This window comes from Burkholderia anthina (genome assembly GCF_001547525.1).
Lineage (GTDB): Bacteria > Pseudomonadota > Gammaproteobacteria > Burkholderiales > Burkholderiaceae > Burkholderia > Burkholderia semiarida.
This window is the reverse complement of sequence record NZ_CM003768.1, coordinates 3,452,008-3,472,944: the sequence shown is the minus strand read 5'-3', so window position 1 is coordinate 3,472,944 and position 20,937 is coordinate 3,452,008. Positions and strand designations below refer to the sequence as shown.

Annotated in this window: 23 protein-coding genes; 15 read left to right on the top strand and 8 right to left on the bottom strand. The window is 68.3% G+C overall.

Annotated elements, in window-relative coordinates; all coding sequences use genetic code 11:
* Positions 1-106 precede the first annotated feature (106 nt).
* From kdpC to WS64_RS15865, 5 genes are all read right to left on the bottom strand, one after another.
* On the bottom strand, positions 107-688 hold the full coding sequence (gene kdpC / locus WS64_RS15885) for a potassium-transporting ATPase subunit KdpC (RefSeq protein ID WP_060966841.1): 582 nt from the start codon (positions 686-688) through the stop codon (positions 107-109).
* Positions 689-713: 25 nt separating this feature from the next.
* Entirely contained in the window at positions 714-2,798 is a 2,085-nt protein-coding gene (gene kdpB, locus WS64_RS15880; protein ID WP_060966840.1) for a potassium-transporting ATPase subunit KdpB, read from the bottom strand.
* A gap of 61 nt (positions 2,799-2,859) precedes the next feature.
* On the bottom strand, positions 2,860-4,665 hold the full coding sequence (gene kdpA, locus WS64_RS15875) for a potassium-transporting ATPase subunit KdpA (RefSeq protein ID WP_059646545.1): 1,806 nt from the start codon (positions 4,663-4,665) through the stop codon (positions 2,860-2,862).
* Positions 4,662-4,754 carry a K(+)-transporting ATPase subunit F gene (gene kdpF / locus WS64_RS15870; RefSeq protein WP_006752209.1) on the bottom strand — a complete coding sequence of 31 codons (93 nt, stop codon included), beginning with the start codon at positions 4,752-4,754 and terminating at the stop codon, positions 4,662-4,664. Before kdpF ends, kdpA begins: the two co-directional genes overlap by 4 nt.
* Positions 4,755-5,060: 306 nt before the next feature.
* Positions 5,061-6,035: a quinone oxidoreductase family protein gene (locus WS64_RS15865; protein WP_060966839.1), complete on the bottom strand. Its 975-nt coding sequence runs from the start codon at positions 6,033-6,035 to the stop codon at positions 5,061-5,063.
* 451 nt (positions 6,036-6,486) lie between these two features.
* Here WS64_RS15865 and WS64_RS15860 point away from each other — a divergent pair, with 451 nt between their 5' ends.
* Both WS64_RS15860 and WS64_RS15855 read left to right on the top strand, forming a co-directional pair.
* Positions 6,487-6,840: a Rap1a/Tai family immunity protein gene (locus tag WS64_RS15860; RefSeq protein ID WP_059646539.1), complete on the top strand. Its 354-nt coding sequence runs from the start codon at positions 6,487-6,489 to the stop codon at positions 6,838-6,840.
* A gap of 15 nt (positions 6,841-6,855) precedes the next feature.
* Entirely contained in the window at positions 6,856-7,323 is a 468-nt protein-coding gene (locus WS64_RS15855) for a T6SS effector amidase Tae4 family protein (protein WP_081059377.1), read from the top strand.
* 116 nt (positions 7,324-7,439) lie between these two features.
* Here WS64_RS15855 and WS64_RS15850 read toward each other — a convergent pair whose 3' ends face one another.
* Together WS64_RS15850 and WS64_RS15845 are read right to left on the bottom strand one after the other, a co-directional pair.
* Positions 7,440-7,832: a methylglyoxal synthase gene (locus WS64_RS15850; RefSeq protein ID WP_060966838.1), complete on the bottom strand. Its 393-nt coding sequence runs from the start codon at positions 7,830-7,832 to the stop codon at positions 7,440-7,442.
* A gap of 52 nt (positions 7,833-7,884) precedes the next feature.
* Complete coding sequence (locus WS64_RS15845; protein WP_060312052.1) at positions 7,885-8,664, bottom strand: SDR family oxidoreductase; 780 nt, start codon at positions 8,662-8,664, stop codon at positions 7,885-7,887.
* Positions 8,665-8,881: 217 nt separating this feature from the next.
* Here WS64_RS15845 and upp point away from each other — a divergent pair, with 217 nt between their 5' ends.
* The 13 genes from upp to WS64_RS15780 all read left to right on the top strand — a co-directional run bounded on the left by upp (position 8,882) and on the right by WS64_RS15780 (position 20,447).
* Positions 8,882-9,532 (top strand): uracil phosphoribosyltransferase, encoded by a 651-nt coding sequence (gene upp / locus WS64_RS15840; protein ID WP_006481871.1) that lies wholly within the window; start codon positions 8,882-8,884, stop codon positions 9,530-9,532.
* A gap of 228 nt (positions 9,533-9,760) precedes the next feature.
* The gene (locus tag WS64_RS15835; protein WP_059583669.1) at positions 9,761-10,489 is read left to right on the top strand and encodes a YebC/PmpR family DNA-binding transcriptional regulator; all 729 of its coding nucleotides are present in this window, start codon (positions 9,761-9,763) and stop codon (positions 10,487-10,489) included.
* A 104-nt stretch (positions 10,490-10,593) separates the two neighbouring features.
* Complete coding sequence (purD, locus tag WS64_RS15830) at positions 10,594-11,874, top strand: phosphoribosylamine--glycine ligase (protein WP_059646530.1); 1,281 nt, start codon at positions 10,594-10,596, stop codon at positions 11,872-11,874.
* Positions 11,875-11,992: 118 nt separating this feature from the next.
* The gene (gene hemF / locus WS64_RS15825) at positions 11,993-12,916 is read left to right on the top strand and encodes an oxygen-dependent coproporphyrinogen oxidase (protein WP_060966837.1); all 924 of its coding nucleotides are present in this window, start codon (positions 11,993-11,995) and stop codon (positions 12,914-12,916) included.
* On the top strand, positions 12,882-13,658 hold the full coding sequence (locus WS64_RS15820) for a nicotinate-nucleotide adenylyltransferase (protein WP_373453012.1): 777 nt from the start codon (positions 12,882-12,884) through the stop codon (positions 13,656-13,658). Before hemF ends, WS64_RS15820 begins: the two co-directional genes overlap by 35 nt.
* 4 nt (positions 13,659-13,662) lie before the next feature.
* Positions 13,663-14,106 carry a ribosome silencing factor gene (rsfS, locus tag WS64_RS15815; RefSeq protein ID WP_006484266.1) on the top strand — a complete coding sequence of 148 codons (444 nt, stop codon included), beginning with the start codon at positions 13,663-13,665 and terminating at the stop codon, positions 14,104-14,106.
* 19 nt (positions 14,107-14,125) lie between these two features.
* Positions 14,126-14,596, top strand: a complete 471-nt coding sequence (rlmH, locus tag WS64_RS15810; RefSeq protein ID WP_048249282.1) for a 23S rRNA (pseudouridine(1915)-N(3))-methyltransferase RlmH — start codon at positions 14,126-14,128, stop codon at positions 14,594-14,596.
* A gap of 51 nt (positions 14,597-14,647) precedes the next feature.
* Positions 14,648-15,295, top strand: coding sequence for a Maf family protein (locus WS64_RS15805; RefSeq protein WP_059646525.1), 648 nt, complete (start codon positions 14,648-14,650; stop codon positions 15,293-15,295).
* Between the two features lie 8 nt (positions 15,296-15,303).
* Positions 15,304-16,773 carry a ribonuclease G gene (gene rng / locus WS64_RS15800; RefSeq protein WP_059583675.1) on the top strand — a complete coding sequence of 490 codons (1,470 nt, stop codon included), beginning with the start codon at positions 15,304-15,306 and terminating at the stop codon, positions 16,771-16,773.
* Between the two features lie 125 nt (positions 16,774-16,898).
* Positions 16,899-17,234, top strand: a complete 336-nt coding sequence (locus tag WS64_RS15795) for a YggL 50S ribosome-binding family protein (protein WP_006490771.1) — start codon at positions 16,899-16,901, stop codon at positions 17,232-17,234.
* A gap of 383 nt (positions 17,235-17,617) precedes the next feature.
* Positions 17,618-18,583, top strand: a complete 966-nt coding sequence (locus WS64_RS15790) for a PRC-barrel domain-containing protein (RefSeq protein ID WP_059583680.1) — start codon at positions 17,618-17,620, stop codon at positions 18,581-18,583.
* On the top strand, positions 18,580-19,839 hold the full coding sequence (locus WS64_RS15785) for an MFS transporter (RefSeq protein ID WP_059583682.1): 1,260 nt from the start codon (positions 18,580-18,582) through the stop codon (positions 19,837-19,839). Before WS64_RS15790 ends, WS64_RS15785 begins: the two co-directional genes overlap by 4 nt.
* 41 nt (positions 19,840-19,880) lie before the next feature.
* Positions 19,881-20,447, top strand: a complete 567-nt coding sequence (locus tag WS64_RS15780) for an FUSC family protein (RefSeq protein ID WP_059583684.1) — start codon at positions 19,881-19,883, stop codon at positions 20,445-20,447.
* Positions 20,448-20,527: 80 nt separating this feature from the next.
* Here WS64_RS15780 and WS64_RS15775 read toward each other — a convergent pair whose 3' ends face one another.
* Positions 20,528-20,917, bottom strand: a complete 390-nt coding sequence (locus WS64_RS15775) for an RcnB family protein (RefSeq protein WP_059646521.1) — start codon at positions 20,915-20,917, stop codon at positions 20,528-20,530.
* Positions 20,918-20,937: the final 20 nt, after the last annotated feature.

Below are 20,937 nucleotides of genomic sequence, written 5' to 3'. Positions count from 1 at the left end.
TGGTTCCAAATCGCCGCAAAAGGCAAAGACGGCGCGCGCGCCGTCGGGAAAAGCGCATCCGGCACGGTTCAGGCCGCGCCGGATGCCGGTCAGCCCGCGCGACCGATCAGTGCACGGCCTGCGCCGCGTCGAGCGCGAGGTTCAGCTTCAGCACGTTCACGCGCGGCTCGCCGAGCACGCCGAACTGGCGGCCCGTCGTGTTCGCGGCGACGAGTTGCGCGACCGCGTCCGGCGCCAGGCCGCGCGCCTTCGCGACGCGCTCGACCTGGTACGCGGCGGCGGCCGGCGTGATCTCCGGATCGAGGCCGCTGGCGGACGCCGTCACGAGGTCCACCGGCACCGGCTTCGACAGGTCGGTGCCGGCATCGCGCAGCGCGGCGATGCGCGCCTTCACCTGATCGGCGAGCGACGGGTTCAGCGGGCCGAGGTTCGAGCCGCCGGAGCCGGCCGCGTTGTACGGCATCGGCGCGGTGGCCGACAGCCGGCCCCAGAAATACTTCGGCGCGTCGAACGGCTGGCCGATCAGCGCGGAGCCGACGATCTTGCCGTTCTGCTCGATCAGGCTGCCGTTGGCCTGCGACGGAAACACGGCCTGACCGAACACGGTCATCACGGCCGGGTAAGCGAGCCCCGTCACGGCGGTCAGGATGACGAACAGCACGACGAGCGGGCGAATCAACGATTTCATGATGGTTCCTTCAAGTGCGGCGGGCTCAGGCCCAGCCGAGCGCGGCGAGCGTCATGTCGATCAGCTTGATGAACGGGAACGGCAGCAGCACGCCGCCGAGGCCATAGACCAGCAGGTTGCGGCGCAAGAGCGACGCGGCGCCGAGCGGCCGGTAGGTCACGCCCTTCAGCGCGAGCGGAATCAGCGCGACGATGATCAGCGCGTTGAAGATCACCGCGGACAGGATCGCGGACGCCGGCGACGTCAGGTGCATGATGTCGAGCACGCGCAGTTGCGGGTAGGTCGTCACGAACGCGGCCGGGATGATCGCGAAGTACTTCGCGATGTCGTTCGCGATCGAGAACGTCGTCAGCGAGCCGCGCGTCATCAGCATCTGCTTGCCGATCTCGACGATCTCGATCAGCTTCGTCGGGTTCGAGTCGAGGTCGACCATGTTGCCGGCTTCCTTCGCCGCCTGCGTGCCGGTGTTCATCGCCACTGCGACGTCGGCTTGCGCGAGCGCCGGCGCGTCGTTGGTGCCGTCGCCCGTCATCGCGACGAGACGCCCGGCCGCCTGATGCTCGCGAATCGTCGCGAGCTTGGTTTCCGGCGTCGCTTCCGCGAGGAAATCGTCGACGCCCGCTTCCGCCGCGATCGCCGCGGCCGTCAGCCGGTTGTCGCCCGTCACCATCACGGTCTTGATGCCCATCTTGCGCAGCTCCGCGAAGCGCTCCTTGATGCCGCCCTTCACGATGTCCTTCAGCTCGATCACGCCGAGCACGCGCGCCACCCCGTCCTGCAGGTCGGCCACGACGAGCGGCGTGCTGCCGCGGCGCGCGACGTCGTCGACCGCGCGGCGCACTTCTTCCGGGAAGCGGCTGCCGTTCGTCTCGACGTAGCGGCGGATCGCGTCGGCCGCGCCCTTGCGGATCTCGCAGCCCGGCAGGTCGACGCCGCTCATCCGCGTCTGCGCGGAAAAGCCGAGGAACGTCGCGTGCAGTTGCGCCATGTCGCGCTGGCGAATGTTGAAGCGCTCCTTCGCGAGCACGACGATGCTGCGACCTTCCGGCGTTTCGTCGGCGAGCGACGACAATTGCGCGGCATCGGCCAGCGCTTCCTCGGTCACGCCCGGCGCCGGCACGAACATCGACGCCTGGCGGTTGCCGAGCGTGATCGTGCCGGTCTTGTCGAGCAGCAGCACGTCGACGTCGCCGGCCGCTTCCACCGCGCGGCCCGACGTCGCGATCACGTTCGCCTGCATCATCCGGCTCATCCCGGCCACGCCGATCGCGGACAGCAAGCCGCCGATCGTCGTCGGGATCAGGCACACGAGCAGCGCGACGAGCGCGGTGATCGTCACCACGTGGCCGGCCTTCATCGCTTCGACCGAGAACATCGAGAACGGCAGCAGCGTCGCGGTCGCGAGCAGCATCACGATCGTCAGCGCGACGAGCAGGATCGTCAGCGCGACCTCGTTCGGCGTTTTCTTGCGCTTCGCGCCTTCGACCATCGCGATCATCCGGTCGAGGAACGCCTCGCCGGGGTTCGCGGTGACCTTGACGACGATCCAGTCGGACAGCACGCGCGTGCCGCCCGTCACCGACGAAAAGTCGCCGCCCGATTCGCGGATCACCGGCGCGGATTCGCCGGTGATCGCCGACTCGTCGACCGACGCGACGCCGTCGACGACCTCGCCGTCGGCCGGGATCACGTCGCCGGTCTCGACCAGCACGACGTCGCCTTTGCGCAGATCGGACGCGGTCGTGATGCGGATCGGCGACTTCGGATGCGGCTCGTTCAGCTTCTTCGCCATCACGTCCTTCTTCGCGCTGCGCAGCGACGCGGCCTGCGCCTTCGAGCGCCCTTCGGCGAGCGCTTCGGCGAAGTTCGCGAACAGCACCGTGAACCACAGCCACAGCGCGATCGCGAGGATGAAGCCCGCGGGCGCCTCGGCCTGGCCGGCGAGCGCCGCGATCCACAGGATCGTGGTGAGGATGCTGCCGACGTACACGCAGAACATCACCGGGTTGCGGAACTGCGTGCGCGGCGTGAGTTTCTTGAACGAATCCACGATCGCCGGGCGCAGCAGCGCCGGATCGAACATGGACCGTGTTGCGGAATGTTGAGTCATTGCGATCTCTTCAAGCTCTTCAGTCTTTTATGTGTCGCCATGCGGGCGCGTCACGGGTGGATCACGCGCCCAGCCACATCATCAGGTGCTCGACGCCCGGGCCCAGCGCGAGCGCCGGCACGTAGGTCAGCGCGCCCACCAGCATCACCGTGCCGAGCAGCAGCACGACGAACAGCGGGCCGTGGGTCGGCAGCGTGCCGCTCGTCACCGCGATGCGCTTCTTCGCGGCGAGGGAACCTGCGATCGCCAGCACCGGCACGATCGTGCCGAAACGGCCGAACCACATCGCGATCGCGGTCATCCAGTTGTAGAACGGCGTGCCGACCGTCAGGCCCGCGAACGCGCTGCCGTTGTTGTTCGCGGCGGAGCTGAACGCATAGAGGATTTCCGAGAAGCCGTGCGGGCCCGGGTTCGCGATGCCGGCCTTGCCCGCGTCGGCGAGCACGGCGATCGACGTGCCGACCAGCACGAGCAGCGGCGTGAGCAGCACGACGATCGACACCATCTTCATCTCGTACGACTCGATCTTCTTGCCGACGTATTCCGGCGTGCGGCCGATCATCAGGCCGGCGACGAACACCGCGAGCAGCGCGAACACGAGCATCCCGTAGAGGCCCGAGCCGACCCCGCCGTAGACCACCTCGCCGAGCTGCATCAGCAGCATCGGCACGAGGCCGCCGAGCGGGGTCAGCGAATCGTGCATCGCGTCGACCGCGCCGCACGACGCGGCCGTGGTCGCGACCGTGAAGATGCCGGTCTGCGCGATCCCGAAGCGGGTTTCCTTGCCTTCCATGTTGCCGCCCGGCTGCAGCGCGCCGGCCGACTGGTCGACGCGCAGCGCGGCGAGCGTCGGGTTGCCGGCCTGCTCGGCGCTCACCTCGACGCCGATCGCGATGACGAACGCGACCGTCATCGCCGCGAGCACCGCGACGCCCTGCCGGCGGTCGCCGATCATGCGGCCGAACACGAGACACAGCGCGGCCGGGATGATCAGGATCGAGAAGATCTGCAGAAAGTTCGCGAACGGCGTCGGGTTCTCGAACGGGTGCGCGGAGTTCGCGTTGAAGAAGCCGCCGCCGTTGGTGCCGAGCATCTTGATCGCTTCCTGCGAGGCAACCGGGCCCATCGCGAGCGTCTGCTTCGTGAGCGGCGTCGTCACCGTGACCGGGTTGCCCTTGTCGTCCTTCACCGGGTTGCCCTGCGCGTCGAGCTTCGGCGCCGCGTAGGTGCTCGCCTGCAACACCGGCACGTCCTGGTACGCCTTCATGTTCTGCAGCACACCCTGGCTCATCAGCAGCGCGGCGACGAGCGCCGCCATGGGCACGAGCACGTACAGCGTCACGCGCGTGAGGTCGACCCAGAAGTTGCCGATCGTCTGCGCGGTGTGGCGCGCGAAGCCGCGGATCAGCGCGATCACGACGACGATGCCGGTCGCCGCCGACAGGAAGTTCTGCACGGTCAGGCCGAGCATCTGCGACAGATAGCTGACGGTCTGCTCGGGCGCGTAGTCCTGCCAGTTCGTGTTGGCGACGAAGCTGACGGCCGTGTTGAACGCGCCGTCGGGCGTCATCGCGCCGAACTGCTGCGGGTTGCCGGGCAGGAAGCCCTGCAGGCGCAGCAGCGCGTAAAGAAACAGCACGCCGAGCGCGTTGAACGCGATCGTCGCGATCGTGTACTGCTTCCAGTTCATTTCGGTGCCCGCATCGACGCCGGCGATGCGGTACAGCACGCGTTCGAGCGGCGCGAACACGCGCACGACGCGCGAACTGCCGTCCATCACGGCGCTCAGGTAGCGCGCGACCGGCACGGCCGCCGCCAGCAGCACGACGATGAACAGCAGCGTCTGCAACAGGTTGTTCGCGTTCATTCGATGTCCTCCGCGCGCAGCAGCGCAAAGACGAGATACGCGAACAGCAGGGCCGTCGAGGCGCCCGCCAGCCAAAGCATCCAGGTCATGCGCGCCCCCCGCGACCGTATTGCACGAGCTTGTCGCAACCGGCAAGCAAACCGAGGATCAGCGCGGTGAAGAGCACCAGTGCGCCGATGAAAACCCCATCCATTTTTATGTTCTCCGTCGTCGAAATCGGACGACTAGAACCTTATGGGAACGCGCGTAAAGGGCGGGTCAAAGCTGTCGGGGCGGGTGTAAAAAACGCGTAAACGCGCGGGGCGGGACCGGAGCGAATCGAGGCGGGACGGACGGCGCGGCGGCGCCGCCCGCGATAGGCGCGTACCGGCGCGGCGCCGGCACGCGGGAGCGGATCAGGGAACGAGGATCGTCGAACCGGTGGTCTTGCGTGCTTCCAGATCGGCATGCGCGCGGCCGACTTCGGCGAGCGGATAGCGCTGGTTGATGCTGGTCTTCACCTTGCCCGACAGGATCACGTCGAACAGCTCGGCGGCCGCGGCTTCGAGATCGGCGCGCTTCGCGATGTACGAGAACAGCGTCGGCCGCGTGAAGAACAGCGAGCCGCGCGACGAGAACTCCTTCGAGTCGATCGGCGGCAGCGGGCCCGACGCGTTGCCGAAGCTGACGAAGTAGCCGAGCGGCGCGAGGCAGTCGAGCGAACCGACGTAGGTGTCCTTGCCGATCGAATCGTAGACGACCGGTACGCCCGCGCCGTTCGTGATGTCCTTCACGCGCTGCGTGAAGTTCTCGCGCGTATAGACGATCGGATGATCGCAACCGTGCGCCTTCGCGAGTTCGGCCTTCTCGTCGGAGCCGACCGTGCCGATCACGGTCGCGCCGAGCGCCTTCGCCCACTGGCACACGAGCAGGCCGACGCCGCCGGCCGCCGCGTGGATCAGGATCGTGTCGCCGGCCTTCACCGGGTACGTGCGGCGCAGCAGGTAGTGCGCGGTCAGCCCCTGCAGCATCACCGACGCCGCGTCGTCGTAGCTGATTTCGTCAGGCAGCTTCACGAGCCGCTCGGCCGGCATCACGCGCTCTTGCGCATACGCGCCGGGCGGCTGGCCGACATAGGCGACGCGGTCGCCGGTCTTGAACGCGGTCACGCCGTCGCCGACGGCCGTCACCTCGCCCGCCGCCTCCATTCCGAGGCCGCCGGGCAGCGGCTGCGGATACAGGCCCGTGCGGAAATACACGTCGATGTAGTTGAGCCCGACCGCGTGCTGCCGGATGCGGACTTCGCCCGCCTTCGGCGCGCCGACATCGACGTCGACCCACTTCATCACGTCCGGGCCGCCCGGCTGGTCGTATCGGATTGCTTTCGGCATCGTTTCGCTCCTCGTTTGTCTGGAATCTGGAAATCCGGTTCGGCGAATGCATCGACGTCGTCCCAACGGCGATGCGTGTGAACGCGGGTCATGGCGGACGATTCTCGCGCGTCGTGCGCGGTCGTGCAGTGCGTCGTCGCAATCCCTTCACCTCGGTAGGGTTTTCGCAGGAAATGTATTGCATGGGCCGCGTTCACACTTGGTCACATTCATATCAAGACCTTTGGGTCGTGCGAATTTGCGCTCCGTTCGCGTTGACCGAGGCTGGCCGCACCGCGAATTTGGCCTTGCGCCCGTGCAAGACACGTCTCCCGTGCCGCGTTGTCGTACTGCGCTCCCGGAACCGGCGACATCGACACGGGTCGGCCGGCAATTCGAATTCGTGCTACGCACATTTATGAGATGACGAGCGTGCTATTTTGCCCTTTGCCCAATTCACCCAACCCACGCCATGAAACGCTTTCTTGTCCAGAACTTGCTTGTTTTCGCGTCGTTGTCAGCGAGTATTGGCAGCGCAACCGCGGCTGCGGTCCCTCGTGTCGACGGCACCCGGCTACTCGACGGCGTGAGTCGATCGGACAGCAGTCCCTACGCCGACGCCGAACGCCACGCGATGGCCGGGTATCTGGCCGGGGTCGCCGATACGACTGAGGGCAAGGACTGGTGCGACAACGGTCGCGTCAAACCGGGCGAAATCGATTCGGAAGTGCTCGCCGCGCTTCGCCAACTGCCGAGAGACGTACTGAAGGCAAGCGCAGCGAGGTTGGTTGCCCACGCCTTACGACAAAAATTCCCTTGCCGCTAACCGAGGAACGCTCGCTTGAAACCACCGTTCTCCATACTGAGCAGCCACTATCCAGGCAACAAGACCGTTTCGAGGGAAGCGCTTTTTCAGGAATTGGGCTGGCAAGACCTGATCCAGAATCCGTCGTATGCGAATACGTGCGCCATCCGGATCAGCGTGGCACTTGTCAAAAGCGGAATAACGTTGCGCGGCGGACTGGTCATTCAGAAAGGGCCGCACCGTGGGCGCCGCATCGAGGCGGGGCAGGCCAGGCTGGCCAAGATGCTGGCCGAGCCGGCGTATTTCGGCAAAGCCGAAGTGTTTCGGCGCGACGACGCCGTGACCGGCATCGCCTCCAGAAAGGGCATGGCGGCCTTCTGGAACATTCCGGGATACATGAACGGGCGTGGCGGGCATATCGACCTGATCGACGGTGCGCGAGCCCTCTGTGGTTCAGACTGCTACTGGACGGCATCCGAAGTGTGGTTCTGGCCGCTACGGTAATCGGTGGTATCCGGATTCTACGTCATCCACACCGCTCTCCTTGACCGGCGGCGTCACCCTGCCGTAGTGGCCAAACATGGCGACACCGTACAACGACAATCGCGCCCGCCCCGCGCCTAGCAAACGTCCTGCATGCTCCTCGCCAGATCGTCGAGCAGCATCCGCGCGGTCGCGACGTTGGTCGCGACCGGCACGTCGTGCACGTCGCACGCGCGCACCAGCGCGGTGATGTCGGGGTCGTGCGGCTGCGCGGTCATCGGGTCGCGCAGGAACACGACGAGGTCGACGCGGCCGTCGGCCAGTTCCGCGCCGATCTGCAAGTCGCCGCCGAGCGGCCCCGACAGCTTGCGCTCGACCTCGAGCCCGTGCGCGGCCGCGATGCGGCCGCCCGTCGTGCCCGTCGCGACCAGCCGGCATTGCGCGAGCGTCTCGCGAAACTGACCCGCGAGCGTGACGATCTCGTCCTTCTTCGCGTCATGCGCGATCAGTGCGATACGGGGTTTGCTCATCTCCAGTTCCTTCGTCGTTCGGTTGTCGTCGTCGTGAATCGAAAAGCGCGGGTCAGAACGTGCCCGGATACGCGCCGCCGTCGAGCAGCCAGTTCTGCCCGGTGATGTAGCCCGCGTGCACGCTGCACAGGAACGCGCAGGCCGCGCCGAATTCGGCACGCGTGCCGAGGCGCCCGGCCGGGATGTCCTTCGTGCGGCGCGCGCGCATCTCGTCGACCGTCACGCCCTGCGCCTTCGCCGACGCGGCGAGCGTCGTCGCGATCCGGTCGGTATCGAACAGCCCCGGCAGCAGGTTGTTGATCGTCACGCCCTGCCCCGCAACCTTGCGCGACAGCCCCGCGACGAAGCCGGTCAGCCCCGAGCGCGCGCCGTTCGACAACGCCAGCACGTCGATCGGCGCCTTCACCGCCGAACTCGTGATGTTGACGATCCGGCCGAAGCCGCGCGCGATCATCCCGTCGATGGTCGCGCGGATCAGCTCGATCGGCGTCAGCATGTTCGCGTCGAGCGCGCGGATCCAGTCGTCGTGGGAGAAATCGCGGAAGTCGCCGGGCGGCGGGCCGCCGGCATTCGTCACGAGAATGTCCGGCTGCGGGCACGCGGCGAGCGCGGCCGCGCGGCCGTCCGGCGTCGTGATGTCGCACGCGACCGCCGTGACCGACACGTTCGCGCCGGCGCGGATCTCTTCCGCGGTTTCCTCCAGCGTGTCGCGCGTGCGCGCGACGATCACGAGGTTCACGCCCTCGGCGGCCAGCGCTTCCGCGCAGCCGCGCCCGAGGCCCTTGCTGGCCGCGCACACGAGCGCGGTCTTTCCTTCGATGCCGAGATCCATCTTCGCTTCCCTGGTGGCGCGCGTGCCGACGCGGCTCCCCGTTGCCGCCGGCCGGCAGGCAAACGGGCGAACGGGTGGGCGCGGCACGCGGATTGTCGTGAGACGTCGATAATATCCGGATCGCGCGGCGCGCCTTGGTAAAATTGCGGCCATGAGCGACGGCCGGCCCACGCCCGCCGCCGCCCCCGATCCCCTTTTGCCGTCAAGGCACCCCGTCATGAAACAGGACAGCCGTTTCCCGAACCTCTTCATCACCGATCACCCGCTGATCCAGCACAAGCTCACGCACATGCGCGACAAGGACACGTCCACGCGCACGTTCCGCGAACTGCTGCGCGAGATCACGCTGCTGATGGGCTATGAGATCACCCGCAACCTGCCGATCACGACCAAGCGGGTCGAAACCCCGCTGGTGGCGGTCGACGCGCCGGTGATCGCGGGCAAGAAGCTCGCGATCGTGCCCGTGCTGCGCGCGGGCATCGGGATGTCGGACGGCCTGCTCGACCTGGTGCCGTCCGCGCGCGTCGGCCACATCGGCGTGTACCGCGCCGACGACCATCGCCCGGTCGAATACCTGGTGCGCCTGCCGGACCTGGAAGACCGCATCTTCATCCTGTGCGACCCGATGGTCGCGACCGGCTATTCGGCCGTGCACGCGGTCGACGTGCTCAAGCGCCGCAACGTGCCGGCCGCGAACATCATGTTCGTCGCGCTCGTCGCCGCGCCCGAGGGCGTGCAGGTGTTCCAGGACGCGCACCCCGACGTGAAGCTGTTCGTCGCGTCGCTCGACTCGCACCTGAACGAGCACGCGTACATCGTGCCGGGCCTGGGCGACGCCGGCGACCGCCTGTTCGGCACCAAGAACTGACCGCACCGGGCGTCCGGCGCCGCCGTGCCGCGCGGCCCGGCGCGCCGCGACGGCCGCCCTGGCCGTTCGGCCATGCGCGGCGGCCCCGAACCGGCGGTCGCCGCGTGATAAAATCACGCTCCACTCGACACGCGCGGCCCCGCGGCTTCATGCCCGCCGACACGGCCGCCGATTCAACGACACACTGAAACAATCGCCCGCGCCGCGCGCCCGGGCACGGAGAAAGGTATGGCTGGTCATTCGAAATGGGCCAACATCAAGCATAAGAAGGCAGCGGCCGACGCGAAGCGCGGCAAGATCTGGACCCGCCTGATCAAGGAAATCCAGGTGGCGGCGCGCCTCGGCGGCGGCGACGTCAACTCGAACCCGCGCCTGCGTCTCGCGGTCGACAAGGCGGCCGACGCGAACATGCCGAAGGACAACGTCAAGCGCGCGATCGATCGCGGCGTCGGCGGCGCGGACGGCGCGAACTACGAAGAGATCCGTTACGAAGGCTACGGCATCGGCGGCGCGGCGATCATCGTCGACACGCTGACCGACAACCGCACGCGCACGGTCGCGGAAGTGCGCCACGCATTCTCGAAGTTCGGCGGCAACATGGGCACCGACGGCTCGGTCGCGTTCATGTTCGATCACGTCGGCCAGTTCCTGTTCGCGCCCGGCACGTCGGAAGACGCGCTGATGGAAGCCGCGCTCGAAGCCGGCGCGAACGACGTCAACACGAACGACGACGGCTCGATCGAAGTGCTGTGCGACTGGCAGGCATTCTCGGCGGTGAAGGACGCGCTCGAAGCCGCGGGCTTCAAGGCCGAACTCGCCGAAGTGACGATGAAGCCGCAGAACGAAGTCGAATTCACCGGCGACGACGCGGCGAAGATGCAGAAGCTGCTGGACGCGCTCGAGAACCTCGACGACGTGCAGGACGTGTACACGAACGCCGTCATCGTCGAGGAATGAGATGCCGGCCGCCGCGCACCTGTCGCGGCGGCGGCCCGACCGATTCCGCGGCCGGCGCGCCTGAGCGTGCCGGCCGCCCTGTTTTCTAGTCTGCGGGGAATCCCATGAAACTACTCGTCGTCGGTTCCGGCGGCCGCGAACATGCGCTGGCGTGGAAGCTCGCGCAGTCGCCGCGCGTCCAGATGGTCTACGTCGCGCCCGGCAATGGCGGCACGGCGCAGGACGAGCGTCTGAAGAACGTCGACATCACGGCGCTCGACGAACTCGCCGATTTCGCGGAACGCGAAGGCGTCGCGTTCACGCTCGTCGGGCCGGAAGCGCCGCTCGCGGCCGGCATCGTCAACCTGTTCCGCGCACGCGGCCTGAAGGTATTCGGCCCGACCCGCGAAGCCGCGCAGCTCGAAAGCTCGAAGGATTTCGCGAAGGCGTTCATGAAGCGCCACGGCATCCCGACCGCCGACTACGAAACCTTCGCCGACGCGGCCGCCGCCCATGCGTACATCGACGCGAAGGGCGCGCCGATCGTCGTGAAGGCCGACGGCCTCGCGGCCGGCAAGGGCGTCGTCGTCGCGATGACGCTGGAAGAAGCGCATGCGGCTGTCGACATGATGCTGTCGGGCAACAAGCTCGGCGATGCCGGCGCGCGCGTCGTGATCGAGGAATTCCTCGATGGCGAGGAAGCCAGCTTCATCGTGATGGTCGACGGCAAGCACGCGCTGGCACTGGCTTCGAGCCAGGACCACAAGCGCCTGCTCGACGAGGATCGCGGCCCGAACACCGGCGGCATGGGCGCGTATTCGCCCGCGCCGATCGTCACGCCGCAGATGCACGCACGCGTGATGCGCGAGATCATCATGCCGACCGTGCGCGGGATGGAGAAGGACGGCATCCGCTTCACGGGCTTCCTGTACGCGGGCCTGATGATCGACAAGGACGGCAATCCGCGCACGCTCGAGTTCAACTGCCGGATGGGCGACCCGGAAACGCAGCCGATCATGGCGCGCCTGAAGAGCGATTTCTCGAAGGTCGTCGAGCAGGCGATCGCGGGCACGCTCGACACCGTCGAGCTCGACTGGGATCGCCGCACCGCGCTGGGCGTCGTGCTGGCCGCGCACGGCTACCCGGACGCGCCGCGCAAGGGCGACCGCATCAACGGCATCCCGGCCGAAACCGAACAGGCCGTGACGTTCCATGCGGGCACGACGCTCGCCGACGGCGACAAGCTCGTGACGTCCGGCGGCCGCGTGCTGTGCGTGGTCGGCCTCGCCGATTCGGTGCGCGAAGCGCAGCAGCATGCATACGACACGATCAACCAGATCAACTTCGAAGGCATGCAGTACCGCCGCGACATCGGCTTTCGCGCGCTCAACCGCAAGAGCGCGTGACGTCGCCGTCGCCGCCCCGCGCGCTCGCGGCGGCGGCCCCTCTGCCGGGGTTCGATAGAATGCCCGGCAGACGCTTTTTTTACGGCCCCCGCGTCAGACGGGGGCAGCCAGTCCAGACATGACCGATTCGACCTACGACGTGGCGCGCGTGCGCACGTACCTCCAGGGCCTGCAGACACGGATCGCCGACGCGCTCGGCGCGCTCGACGGCACGCCGCTCGCGACCGACACGTGGCAGCGCGGGCCGGCCGAACGCCTGCGCGGCGGCGGCTGCACGCGGATTCTCGAAGGCGGCCGCGTGTTCGAACGCGCGGGAATCGGCTTTTCCGACGTCGCGGGCGACGCGCTGCCGCCGTCGGCGAGCGCGGCGCGCCCGCAGCTCGCGGGCCGCGGCTTCGAGGCGCTCGGCGTGTCGCTCGTGCTGCACCCGCGCAATCCGTACTGCCCGACCGTGCACATGAACGTGCGGATGCTGATCGCGACGAAACCGGGCGAGGCGCCCGTGTTCTGGTTCGGCGGCGGCATGGATCTGACACCGGTTTACGGTTTCGAGGACGATGCGCGGCATTTCCACCAGACCTGCAAGGATGCGCTCGACCCGTTCGGCCTCGAGCTCTACCCGCGCTTCAAGCAATGGTGCGACGAATATTTCTTCCTGAAGCACCGCAACGAGATGCGCGGCATCGGCGGGATCTTCTTCGACGATTTCTCGGAGCCCGGTTTCGAACGCTCGTTTGACCTGATGCAAAGCGTCGGCGATGCGTTCCTGCACGCGTACCTGCCGATCGTCGAGCGCCGCGCCGAGTTGCCGTACGGCGAGCGCGAGCGCGACTTCCAGGCATACCGGCGCGGCCGCTACGTCGAATTCAACCTCGTGTTCGACCGCGGCACGCTGTTCGGGCTGCAAAGCGGCGGCCGGACCGAGTCGATCCTGATGTCGATGCCGCCGGTCGCGAACTGGCGCTACAACTGGCAGCCCGAGCCGGGCTCGCCGGAAGCGCGCCTGTATCGCGACTTCCTCGTGCCGCGCGACTGGGTCTGAACCCGCCCGCCCCGCTGCCCCAACGAAAGGACGCGTTTCTCTGGACACCACCACCCGCCCCGCCCCGCTGCCGCGCCGTATCGGCTTGCTGGGCGGCACCTTCGACCCGATCCACGACGGCCATCTCGCGCTCGCGCGCCGGTTCGCCGAATTGCTCGACCTGACCGAACTCGTGTTGCTGCCCGCCGGGCAGCCGTACCAGAAACGCGACGTGTCGGCCGCCGAGCACCGGCTCGCGATGACGCGCGCGGCCGCCGGCACGCTGTCCGTGCCGGGCGTGACCGTGACCGTCGCCACCGACGAGATCGAGCACACCGGCCCGACCTACACCGTCGAGACGCTCGCGCGCTGGCGCGAGCGGATCGGCCCGGATGCGTCGCTGTCGCTGCTGATCGGCGCCGACCAGCTCGTGCGCCTCGATACGTGGCGCGACTGGCGCACGCTGTTCGACTACGCGCACATCGGCGTGTCGACGCGCCCGGGCTTCGAGCTCGGCGCGGCGCCGCCGGACGTCGCGCGGGAAATCGCCGCGCGGCAGGCCGGCGCCGACGTGCTCAAGGCCACGCCGGCAGGCCGCCTGCTGATCGATACGACCCTTTCGTTCGACATCGCCGCGACCGACATCCGCGCGCACCTGCGCGAATGCATCGCACGCCATGCGCAAATGCCCGACGCGTCGGCCGAACATGTGCCGGCCGCCGTATGGGCCTATATTCTTCAACATCGCCTCTACCATTCCTGAACCCATGGATATTCGCAAACTGCAGCGCGTGATCGTCGACGCCCTCGAAGACGTCAAGGCGCAAGACATCAAGGTGTTCAACACCAGCCACCTGACCGAACTGTTCGACCGCGTGGTCGTCGCCTCGGGCACTTCCAACCGCCAGACCAAGGCCCTCGCGTCGAACGTGCGCGACAAGGTCAAGGAAGCCGGCGGCGACGTCGTCAGCTCCGAAGGCGAGGACACCGGCGAATGGGTGCTGGTCGACTGCGGCGACGCGGTCGTGCACATCCTGCAACCGGCGCTGCGCCAGTACTACAACCTCGAGGAAATCTGGGGCGACAAGCCCGTGCGGATGAAGCTCGGCGGCGGCAAGGGCAACGGCTTCGCGACGGCGAGCGAAGACGACGAGGAAGAGGAAGAAGCGCCCGCGCGCCCGGCGCGCAAGACGGCCGCCCGCCGCCGCTGAGTCGCGGCGCGTCTCCCCGATGAAGCTTTTCATCCTCGCGGTCGGCCACAAGATGCCGGGCTGGATCGCATCCGGCTTCGACGAATACACGAAGCGGATGCCGCCCGAGCTGCGCATCGAGTTGCGCGAAATCAAGCCTGAACTGCGTTCGGGCGGCCGCAGCGCCGACAGCGTGATGGCCGCCGAGCGGCAGAAGATCGAGGCCGCGCTGCCGAAGGGCGCGCGGCTCGTCGCGCTCGACGAGCGCGGCCGCGACTGGACCACGATGCAGCTCGCGCAGGCGCTGCCCGGCTGGCAGCAGGACGGTCGCGACGTCGCGTTCGTGATCGGCGGCGCCGACGGGCTCGATCCGGAGCTGAAAGCCCGCGCCGACGTGCTGCTGCGCATCTCGAGCATGACGCTGCCGCACGGCATGGTGCGCGTGCTGCTCGCCGAACAGCTTTACCGGGCGTGGAGCATCACGCAGAATCACCCCTACCACCGCGCATGACGTGCCGTCCTCGAGACGCGCGCCGCGCGCGCTCAACGAGATAACGACACCATGCCGTCCAGCACGCCCCCCGCACTTTTCCCGACCCCGCTTTTCCAGACGCTCTACCTCGCTTCGCAAAGCCCGCGCCGCCAGGAGCTGCTGCAGCAGATCGGCGTACGCTTCGAGCTGCTGCTGCCGCGCCCCGACGAGGACGCCGAGGCGCTCGAAGCCGAACGGCCCGGCGAAGCCGCCGACGCTTACGTGCGGCGCGTGACCGTCGCGAAGGCCGAGGCCGCGCGGGCGCGCCTCGTCGCGAGCGGCAAGCCGGCCGCGCCGGTGCTCGTCGCCGACACCACCGTGACGATCGACGGCGCGATCCTCGGCAAGCCGGCCGACGCCGACGATGCGCTCGCGATGCTGACCCGCCTCGCGGGCCGCGAACACGAGGTGCTCACCGCGGTTGCCGTGATCGGCGCCGACGGCGAACTGCTGCAGCCCGCGCTGTCGCGCTCGTCGGTGCGCTTTGCGGCTGCCCCGCGCGACGCCTTCGCGCGCTACGTCGAAACCGGCGAGCCGTTCGGCAAGGCGGGCGCGTATGCGATCCAGGGGCGCGCCGCTGAATTCATCGAGCGAATCGACGGTTCCCATTCGGGTATCATGGGTCTGCCCCTTTTTGAGACTGCCGCGTTGCTGCGCACCGCGCGCCTCGCCTTCTGAATCCCACCATGAACGAAGAAATCCTGATCAACCTCACGCCCCAGGAAACGCGGGTCGCACTCGTCCAGCAAGGCGCGGTGCAGGAGCTTCACGTCGAGCGCACGCTGTCGCGCGGGCGGGTCGGCAACATCTATCTGGGCAAGGTCGTGCGCGTGCTGCCCGGCATGCAGTCGGCGTTCATCGACATCGGCCTCGAGCGCGCGGCGTTCCTGCACGTCGCCGACATCTGGCATCCGCGCCTCGCCGGCGAGCCGCAGTCGGGCGCGCCGCACCAGCCGATCGAGAAGATCGTGTTCGAAGGCCAGACACTGATGGTCCAGGTGATCAAGGATCCGATCGGCACGAAGGGCGCGCGGCTGTCGACGCAAGTCAGCATCGCCGGCCGCACGCTCGTGTATCTGCCACAGGAACCGCACATCGGGATCTCGCAGAAGATCGAGAGCGAGGCCGAGCGCGAGGCCGTGCGCGCGCGCCTGACGGCCGTGATCCCGCCGGACGAGAAAGGCGGCTACATCGTGCGCACGATCGCCGAGGATGCGACCTCCGAGGAGTTGGCCGGCGACGTCACGTACCTGCGCAAGACGTGGGCGACGATCGTCGCGCAAGCGCAGCGGCTGCCGGCGACGAGCCTGCTGTACCAGGATCTCGATCTCGCGCAGCGCGTGCTGCGCGATTTCGCGAACGACGACACGACGCGCATCCAGGTCGATTCGCGCGAAACGTACACGCGTCTGGCGGAATTCGCGGGCGAGTTCACGCCAGCCGTGAGCCCGAAGCTGCATCACTACACGGGCGAGCGGCCGCTGTTCGACCTGTACAACATCGAGACGGAAATCCAGCGCGCGCTGTCGCGCCGCGTCGACCTGAAGTCGGGCGGTTACCTGATGATCGACCAGACGGAGGCGATGACGACGATCGACGTGAACACGGGCGGCTACGTCGGCGCGCGCAACTTCGACGACACGATCTTCAAGACCAACCTCGAGGCCGCGCACACGATCGCGCGGCAACTGCGGCTGCGCAACCTCGGCGGCATCATCATCATCGACTTCATCGACATGGAGAACGCCGAGCATCGCGACGCGGTGCTGTCCGAGCTGAAGAAGGCGCTGTCGCGCGACCGCACCCGCGTGACGGTCAACGGCTTCTCGCAGCTTGGGCTCGTCGAGATGACGCGCAAGCGCACGCGCGAATCGCTCGCGCACGTGCTGTGCGAACCGTGCCCGACCTGCCAGGGCAAGGGCCAGGTGAAGACGTCGCGCACCGTGTGCTACGACATCCTGCGCGAGATCCTGCGCGAATCGCGGCAGTTCAACCCGCGCGAGTTCCGCGTGATTGCCGCGCAGCAGGTGATCGACCTGTTCCTCGACGAGGAGTCGCAGCATCTGGCGATGCTGATCGATTTCATCGGCAAGCCGGTGTCGCTGCAAGTGGAATCGAACCTGAGCCAGGAGCAGTACGACATCGTGCTGATGTAACCTTTCGCCCATCCGCCGCCAGCATTGCCGGGCGGTGCCCCGATGCGGCGTCCGGGCTGTTCGCGCATGCCGCGCCGGCCCCGCCGCCGCCCTTTCATTGACCCTTTTCGCATTCACCACACACCATGAGCCAAGGCCACAACCGCCGCCAGCGCAAGAAACTCCACATCGGCGAATTCCAGGAACTCGCGTTCAACGCCACCGCGCATTACCGCAACGACATGACCGACCTCGAGCGCGGCCAGTTGATCGATGCGTTCATCGACTTCGTCGAAGCGAACGGGCTGCTGACCGTCGCGTCCGCGGACGAAGGCATCGGCGCGTACGTGATCTCCGGCGCGCCGCGCGGCACGACGACCGACGCCGACCGCGAACTGGTGCGCGGATGGCTGGCCGCCCGCCCGGAACTGACCGACGTCAAGGTCAGCGAATTCACCGACGCGTGGTATCCGGACGCCTGATTTCGGGGTTTCACGCGGCTTAAGACGGCGCTCGCGCCGTCCCGCCACGACGGCCGGCCACGCTGGCGTCGCTTTTCCGAATGGTCATGATCGCGGCGGGCGTTGCGACGCTGAAGTCCCTGTCCGCGGGCGTCGGCTCGGCTCGCCGAGCCGACGCACCGTCGGCGCCCGCGTCGTTGTCGACGATCCGGCGCCGCCGCTGAACCGCCGACCGGCCTCCGATCCCTTCCTTTTCCCGACGGCCGGCCTGCAACCCGCCATCGAAATCGGTCCTGAAAGCAAGACACGTTAAACTCTCACCTCGCGTGGTGCGCCGCCCGCACCCGCCATCCATCGCCAGCCGCGTGCCCTCGGGCCGCCCCCGACCCATGGAGTGAGTGTCAATGAGCGGCGGACTCCCGTTTCCCGCATCCCGCAAGTCGTTGCCGTCGTCGACGGTCTTCCTGATTCTCGCCGCCGCCGCGCTGCTGTCCGGCTGCGGACTGCTGCCGGTCCAGAACCCGCCCGCACCGATCAGCGAGGCGCTCGTCGAGCCGGTCGAGGAGACAGCCGGCGAGCCGCTGACGATGCCGCCCGTGCCCGCGCCGACGCAACCGGAGACGCCGGAAGCGCCGAAGAAGCCGCACCGCGAGGTCGCTCGGCCGAAGCCCGTGCAGCGCCCCGAATCGCCGACCCCGCCGCCGCCTCCGCCCCCGCCGATCGTCGCGACGCGCCCGCTCGACCGTACCCAGATCCATGCGCTGCTCGACAGCGAGGTCGCGCGCCGCAACGGCAAGGTGGTCGGCCGCGCGGTCGACATGGTGGTCGACGCGAGCGGCAAGCCGCGCGAGATGATCGTCAATCTGCAGGGCTTCATGGGCATCGGCGACCGCAAGGTCATCTTCCCGTGGAACGTGTTCCGCTTCACGCCGGGCGGCAAGCAGGAGCCGATCGTGCTCGACGTGCCGTCGGGCGACCTGCCGCCGGCCGCGCGGCCGAAGGCCGTGCCGCTGTCCGGCTCGGCCGCGGCGTCGCCGGCGACGCGCCTGCCGATGCTCGACAGCGACGTCGAGCGCCCGAACGGCACGAAGATCGGCCGGATCGTCGACGTGCTGATCGACCGCGGCGCCCAGCCGCAGGCCGTCGTGCTCGACCTCGGCGGGCTCGTCAATACCGACCGGCGTTCGATCGCCGCGAGCTGGGGCGCGCTGCGCTTCGTCACGCGCGACAAGGCGCTGCGCGCGCAACTCGACCTGAACGACGCGCAGATCAAGGCGTCGCCGCCGTACGCGGCCGACAAACCGATCGTCGCGGTCTTCCCGCCCGTTGCCCCGGCGGCGCCGGCTTCGTCTGCGAGTGCCACCCGATGACGATCAAGCATTCCGTCAGCGTTCGCAGTCTCCGGGCCCTCGACTGGCTCAACTTTTTCGTTGCAAACGTTCAAACCGGGTTCGGTCCGTTCATCGCGTCCTACCTCGCGTCGCACAAGTGGACGCAGGGCGAGATCGGCATGGTGCTGTCGATCGGCACGATCAGCGCGATGGTCAGCCAGGTGCCGGGCGGCGCCGCCGTCGACGCGCTGAAAAACAAGAAAGGCGCGGCCGCGTGGGCGATCGCGGCCATCATCCTGTCCGCGGTGCTGCTCGCGTCGAGCCCGACGATCGTGCCGGTGATCGCCGCCGAGGTGTTCCACGGTTTTGCCAGCTGCATGCTGGTGCCGGCGATGGCCGCGATCTCGTTCTCGCTCGTCGGCCGCGCCGACCTCGGCGACCGGCTCGGCCGCAACGCGCGCTGGGCGTCGATCGGCAGCGCGGTCGCGGCCGGCCTGATGGGGCTGACCGGCGAATACTTCTCCGCGCGCGCGGTGTTCTGGCTGACCGCCGTGCTGGCGCTGCCCGCGCTGTTCGCGCTCGCGATGATCCAGCCGACGCACCAGGTGATTCCGCAGTCGTCGAAGCCTGACGACGTCGACGAAGCCGGCGAGCGCGAAACGCTGCTCGAACTGCTGCGCGATCGCCGGATGCTGATCTTCGCGGCCTGCGTCGTGCTGTTCCATCTGTCGAACGCCGCGATGCTGAACCTCGCGGCCGGCGAAGTCACGGCCGGGATGGGCGAGAACGTGCAGCTCGTGATCGCCGCGTGCATCATCGTGCCGCAGGCGATCGTCGCGATGCTGTCGCCATGGGTCGGCCGCTCCGCGCAGCGCTGGGGGCGCCGGCCGATCCTGCTGCTCGGCTTCTCCGCGCTGCCGGTGCGCGCGCTGCTGTTCGCCGGCGTCAGCAGTCCGTACCTGCTCGTGCCGGTGCAGATGCTCGACGGCATCAGCGCGGCCGTGTTCGGCGTGATGCTGCCGCTGATCGCGGCCGACGTCGCGGGCGGCAAGGGCCGCTACAACCTGTGTATCGGGCTGTTCGGGCTCGCGGCCGGGATCGGCGCGACGCTCAGCACCGCGGTGGCCGGCTACGTCGCCGATCACTTCGGCAACGCGGTCAGCTTCTTCGGGCTCGCGGCCGCCGGCGCGCTCGCGGTGCTGCTGGTGTGGCTCGTGATGCCCGAAACGCGCGTCGGGAACGGCGATGCGACGGCCGACGAACCGGCGGCCGCATCGCCCGAACAGGCGCATTGACGGCGGCGCACCGCCGCTACCCGCTTCTTGACCGACGCACGATGGATACGATCAGGACACTCAACGAAGCCCGTCAGCAGATCCAGCAGTCGATCTTCGATCTGTTCAAGGGGCTGTCATTCAGCGAGCGGCTCGCGCAAGGCGGACTGATGGCGCTGCAGGCGGTGTGCGGCGCGTGCCTCGCGTATGCGATCGGCCGCGCGATGCATACCGAGCAGGCCGTATGGGCGGCGATCACCGCGATCGCGGTCACGCAGCACAACTACTCGGACACGATGTCGCTGTCGCGCGACCAGTTCATCGGCGCGATGGTCGGCGGCGTACTCGGTTTCGCCGGTGCGGCGCTGGGCGGCGATCGCCTCGTCGCGTACGCGATCACGGTCGCGGTCGTGATCGTCTGCTGCTGGTGCCTGAACATCGGCAGCGCGGCACGGCTCGGCGGCGTGACCGCGACGATCGTGCTGCTGTTCCCGGGCAACGGCCCGCTGTGGGACGTTCCGCTGATCAGGCTCGGCGAAGTGACGCTCGGCACGGTGTGCGCGCTCGGCGTGTGCTGGGTGATGTCGAGAATCGAGCGGCGCTGGTTCGGCCGCGCGGCGGCCAGGTGATGCGGCGCCGGGCGACGCGCCCGGCAGCCGGATGAACGAACGGAACGCTGCGTGACGGTGACGGGTGACGGGCCGGGTGGTTACGGACCGACCCGCAGCACGATGCCCGAGCCGATCTGCACGAGCAGGTAGTCGCCGCCGACGCCGACCCAGTGATAGCCGCGCGGCGGCGCGCTCAGGTGGTAGCCGCGCCAGTCGTCGACCACGTACTGACGATCGCGGAATTCGTCCGGCAGCCGGTCGCCCTTGTGCCAGTCGCGGCGCGGCCCGTCGGCCCAGCGCGGCGGTACGTCGTCGCGATGCATCGCGTGGCCGGGCGGCACGTGTTTCGGGCCATGCCCGCGATGCATGCCGGGGCCGCCGCGGTCATCGCGATTGCCGTGGTTACCGTGATCCTGCGCCATCGCCGCCGTCGCGGCGCAGCCCGCCGCGATCAGTGCGGCCAGCATCATGCCGTGCATCCTCTTCATTGTCCTTCCCTCCGTGGTGT

What these genes read in the sequence shown, in the direction of transcription:
- WS64_RS15835 (WP_059583669.1), top strand. Translation starts at nt 9,761, where the DNA reads ATGGCTGGTCATTCGAAATGGGCCAACATCAAGCATAAGAAGGCAGCG.
- WS64_RS15865 (WP_060966839.1), bottom strand. Translation starts at nt 6,035, where the DNA reads ATGCCGAAAGCAATCCGATACGACCAGCCGGGCGGCCCGGACGTGATG.
- hemF (WP_060966837.1), top strand. Translation starts at nt 11,993, where the DNA reads ATGACCGATTCGACCTACGACGTGGCGCGCGTGCGCACGTACCTCCAG.
- WS64_RS15775 (WP_059646521.1), bottom strand. Translation starts at nt 20,917, where the DNA reads ATGAAGAGGATGCACGGCATGATGCTGGCCGCACTGATCGCGGCGGGC.
- kdpA (WP_059646545.1), bottom strand. Translation starts at nt 4,665, where the DNA reads ATGAACGCGAACAACCTGTTGCAGACGCTGCTGTTCATCGTCGTGCTG.
- WS64_RS15790 (WP_059583680.1), top strand. Translation starts at nt 17,618, where the DNA reads ATGAGCGGCGGACTCCCGTTTCCCGCATCCCGCAAGTCGTTGCCGTCG.
- WS64_RS15785 (WP_059583682.1), top strand. Translation starts at nt 18,580, where the DNA reads ATGACGATCAAGCATTCCGTCAGCGTTCGCAGTCTCCGGGCCCTCGAC.
- rsfS (WP_006484266.1), top strand. Translation starts at nt 13,663, where the DNA reads ATGGATATTCGCAAACTGCAGCGCGTGATCGTCGACGCCCTCGAAGAC.
- WS64_RS15845 (WP_060312052.1), bottom strand. Translation starts at nt 8,664, where the DNA reads ATGGATCTCGGCATCGAAGGAAAGACCGCGCTCGTGTGCGCGGCCAGC.
- upp (WP_006481871.1), top strand. Translation starts at nt 8,882, where the DNA reads ATGAAACAGGACAGCCGTTTCCCGAACCTCTTCATCACCGATCACCCG.
- kdpB (WP_060966840.1), bottom strand. Translation starts at nt 2,798, where the DNA reads ATGACTCAACATTCCGCAACACGGTCCATGTTCGATCCGGCGCTGCTG.
- WS64_RS15850 (WP_060966838.1), bottom strand. Translation starts at nt 7,832, where the DNA reads ATGAGCAAACCCCGTATCGCACTGATCGCGCATGACGCGAAGAAGGAC.
- WS64_RS15860 (WP_059646539.1), top strand. Translation starts at nt 6,487, where the DNA reads ATGAAACGCTTTCTTGTCCAGAACTTGCTTGTTTTCGCGTCGTTGTCA.
- kdpC (WP_060966841.1), bottom strand. Translation starts at nt 688, where the DNA reads ATGAAATCGTTGATTCGCCCGCTCGTCGTGCTGTTCGTCATCCTGACC.
- kdpF (WP_006752209.1), bottom strand. Translation starts at nt 4,754, where the DNA reads ATGACCTGGATGCTTTGGCTGGCGGGCGCCTCGACGGCCCTGCTGTTC.
- WS64_RS15780 (WP_059583684.1), top strand. Translation starts at nt 19,881, where the DNA reads ATGGATACGATCAGGACACTCAACGAAGCCCGTCAGCAGATCCAGCAG.
- WS64_RS15805 (WP_059646525.1), top strand. Translation starts at nt 14,648, where the DNA reads ATGCCGTCCAGCACGCCCCCCGCACTTTTCCCGACCCCGCTTTTCCAG.
- rlmH (WP_048249282.1), top strand. Translation starts at nt 14,126, where the DNA reads ATGAAGCTTTTCATCCTCGCGGTCGGCCACAAGATGCCGGGCTGGATC.
- WS64_RS15795 (WP_006490771.1), top strand. Translation starts at nt 16,899, where the DNA reads ATGAGCCAAGGCCACAACCGCCGCCAGCGCAAGAAACTCCACATCGGC.
- purD (WP_059646530.1), top strand. Translation starts at nt 10,594, where the DNA reads ATGAAACTACTCGTCGTCGGTTCCGGCGGCCGCGAACATGCGCTGGCG.
- rng (WP_059583675.1), top strand. Translation starts at nt 15,304, where the DNA reads ATGAACGAAGAAATCCTGATCAACCTCACGCCCCAGGAAACGCGGGTC.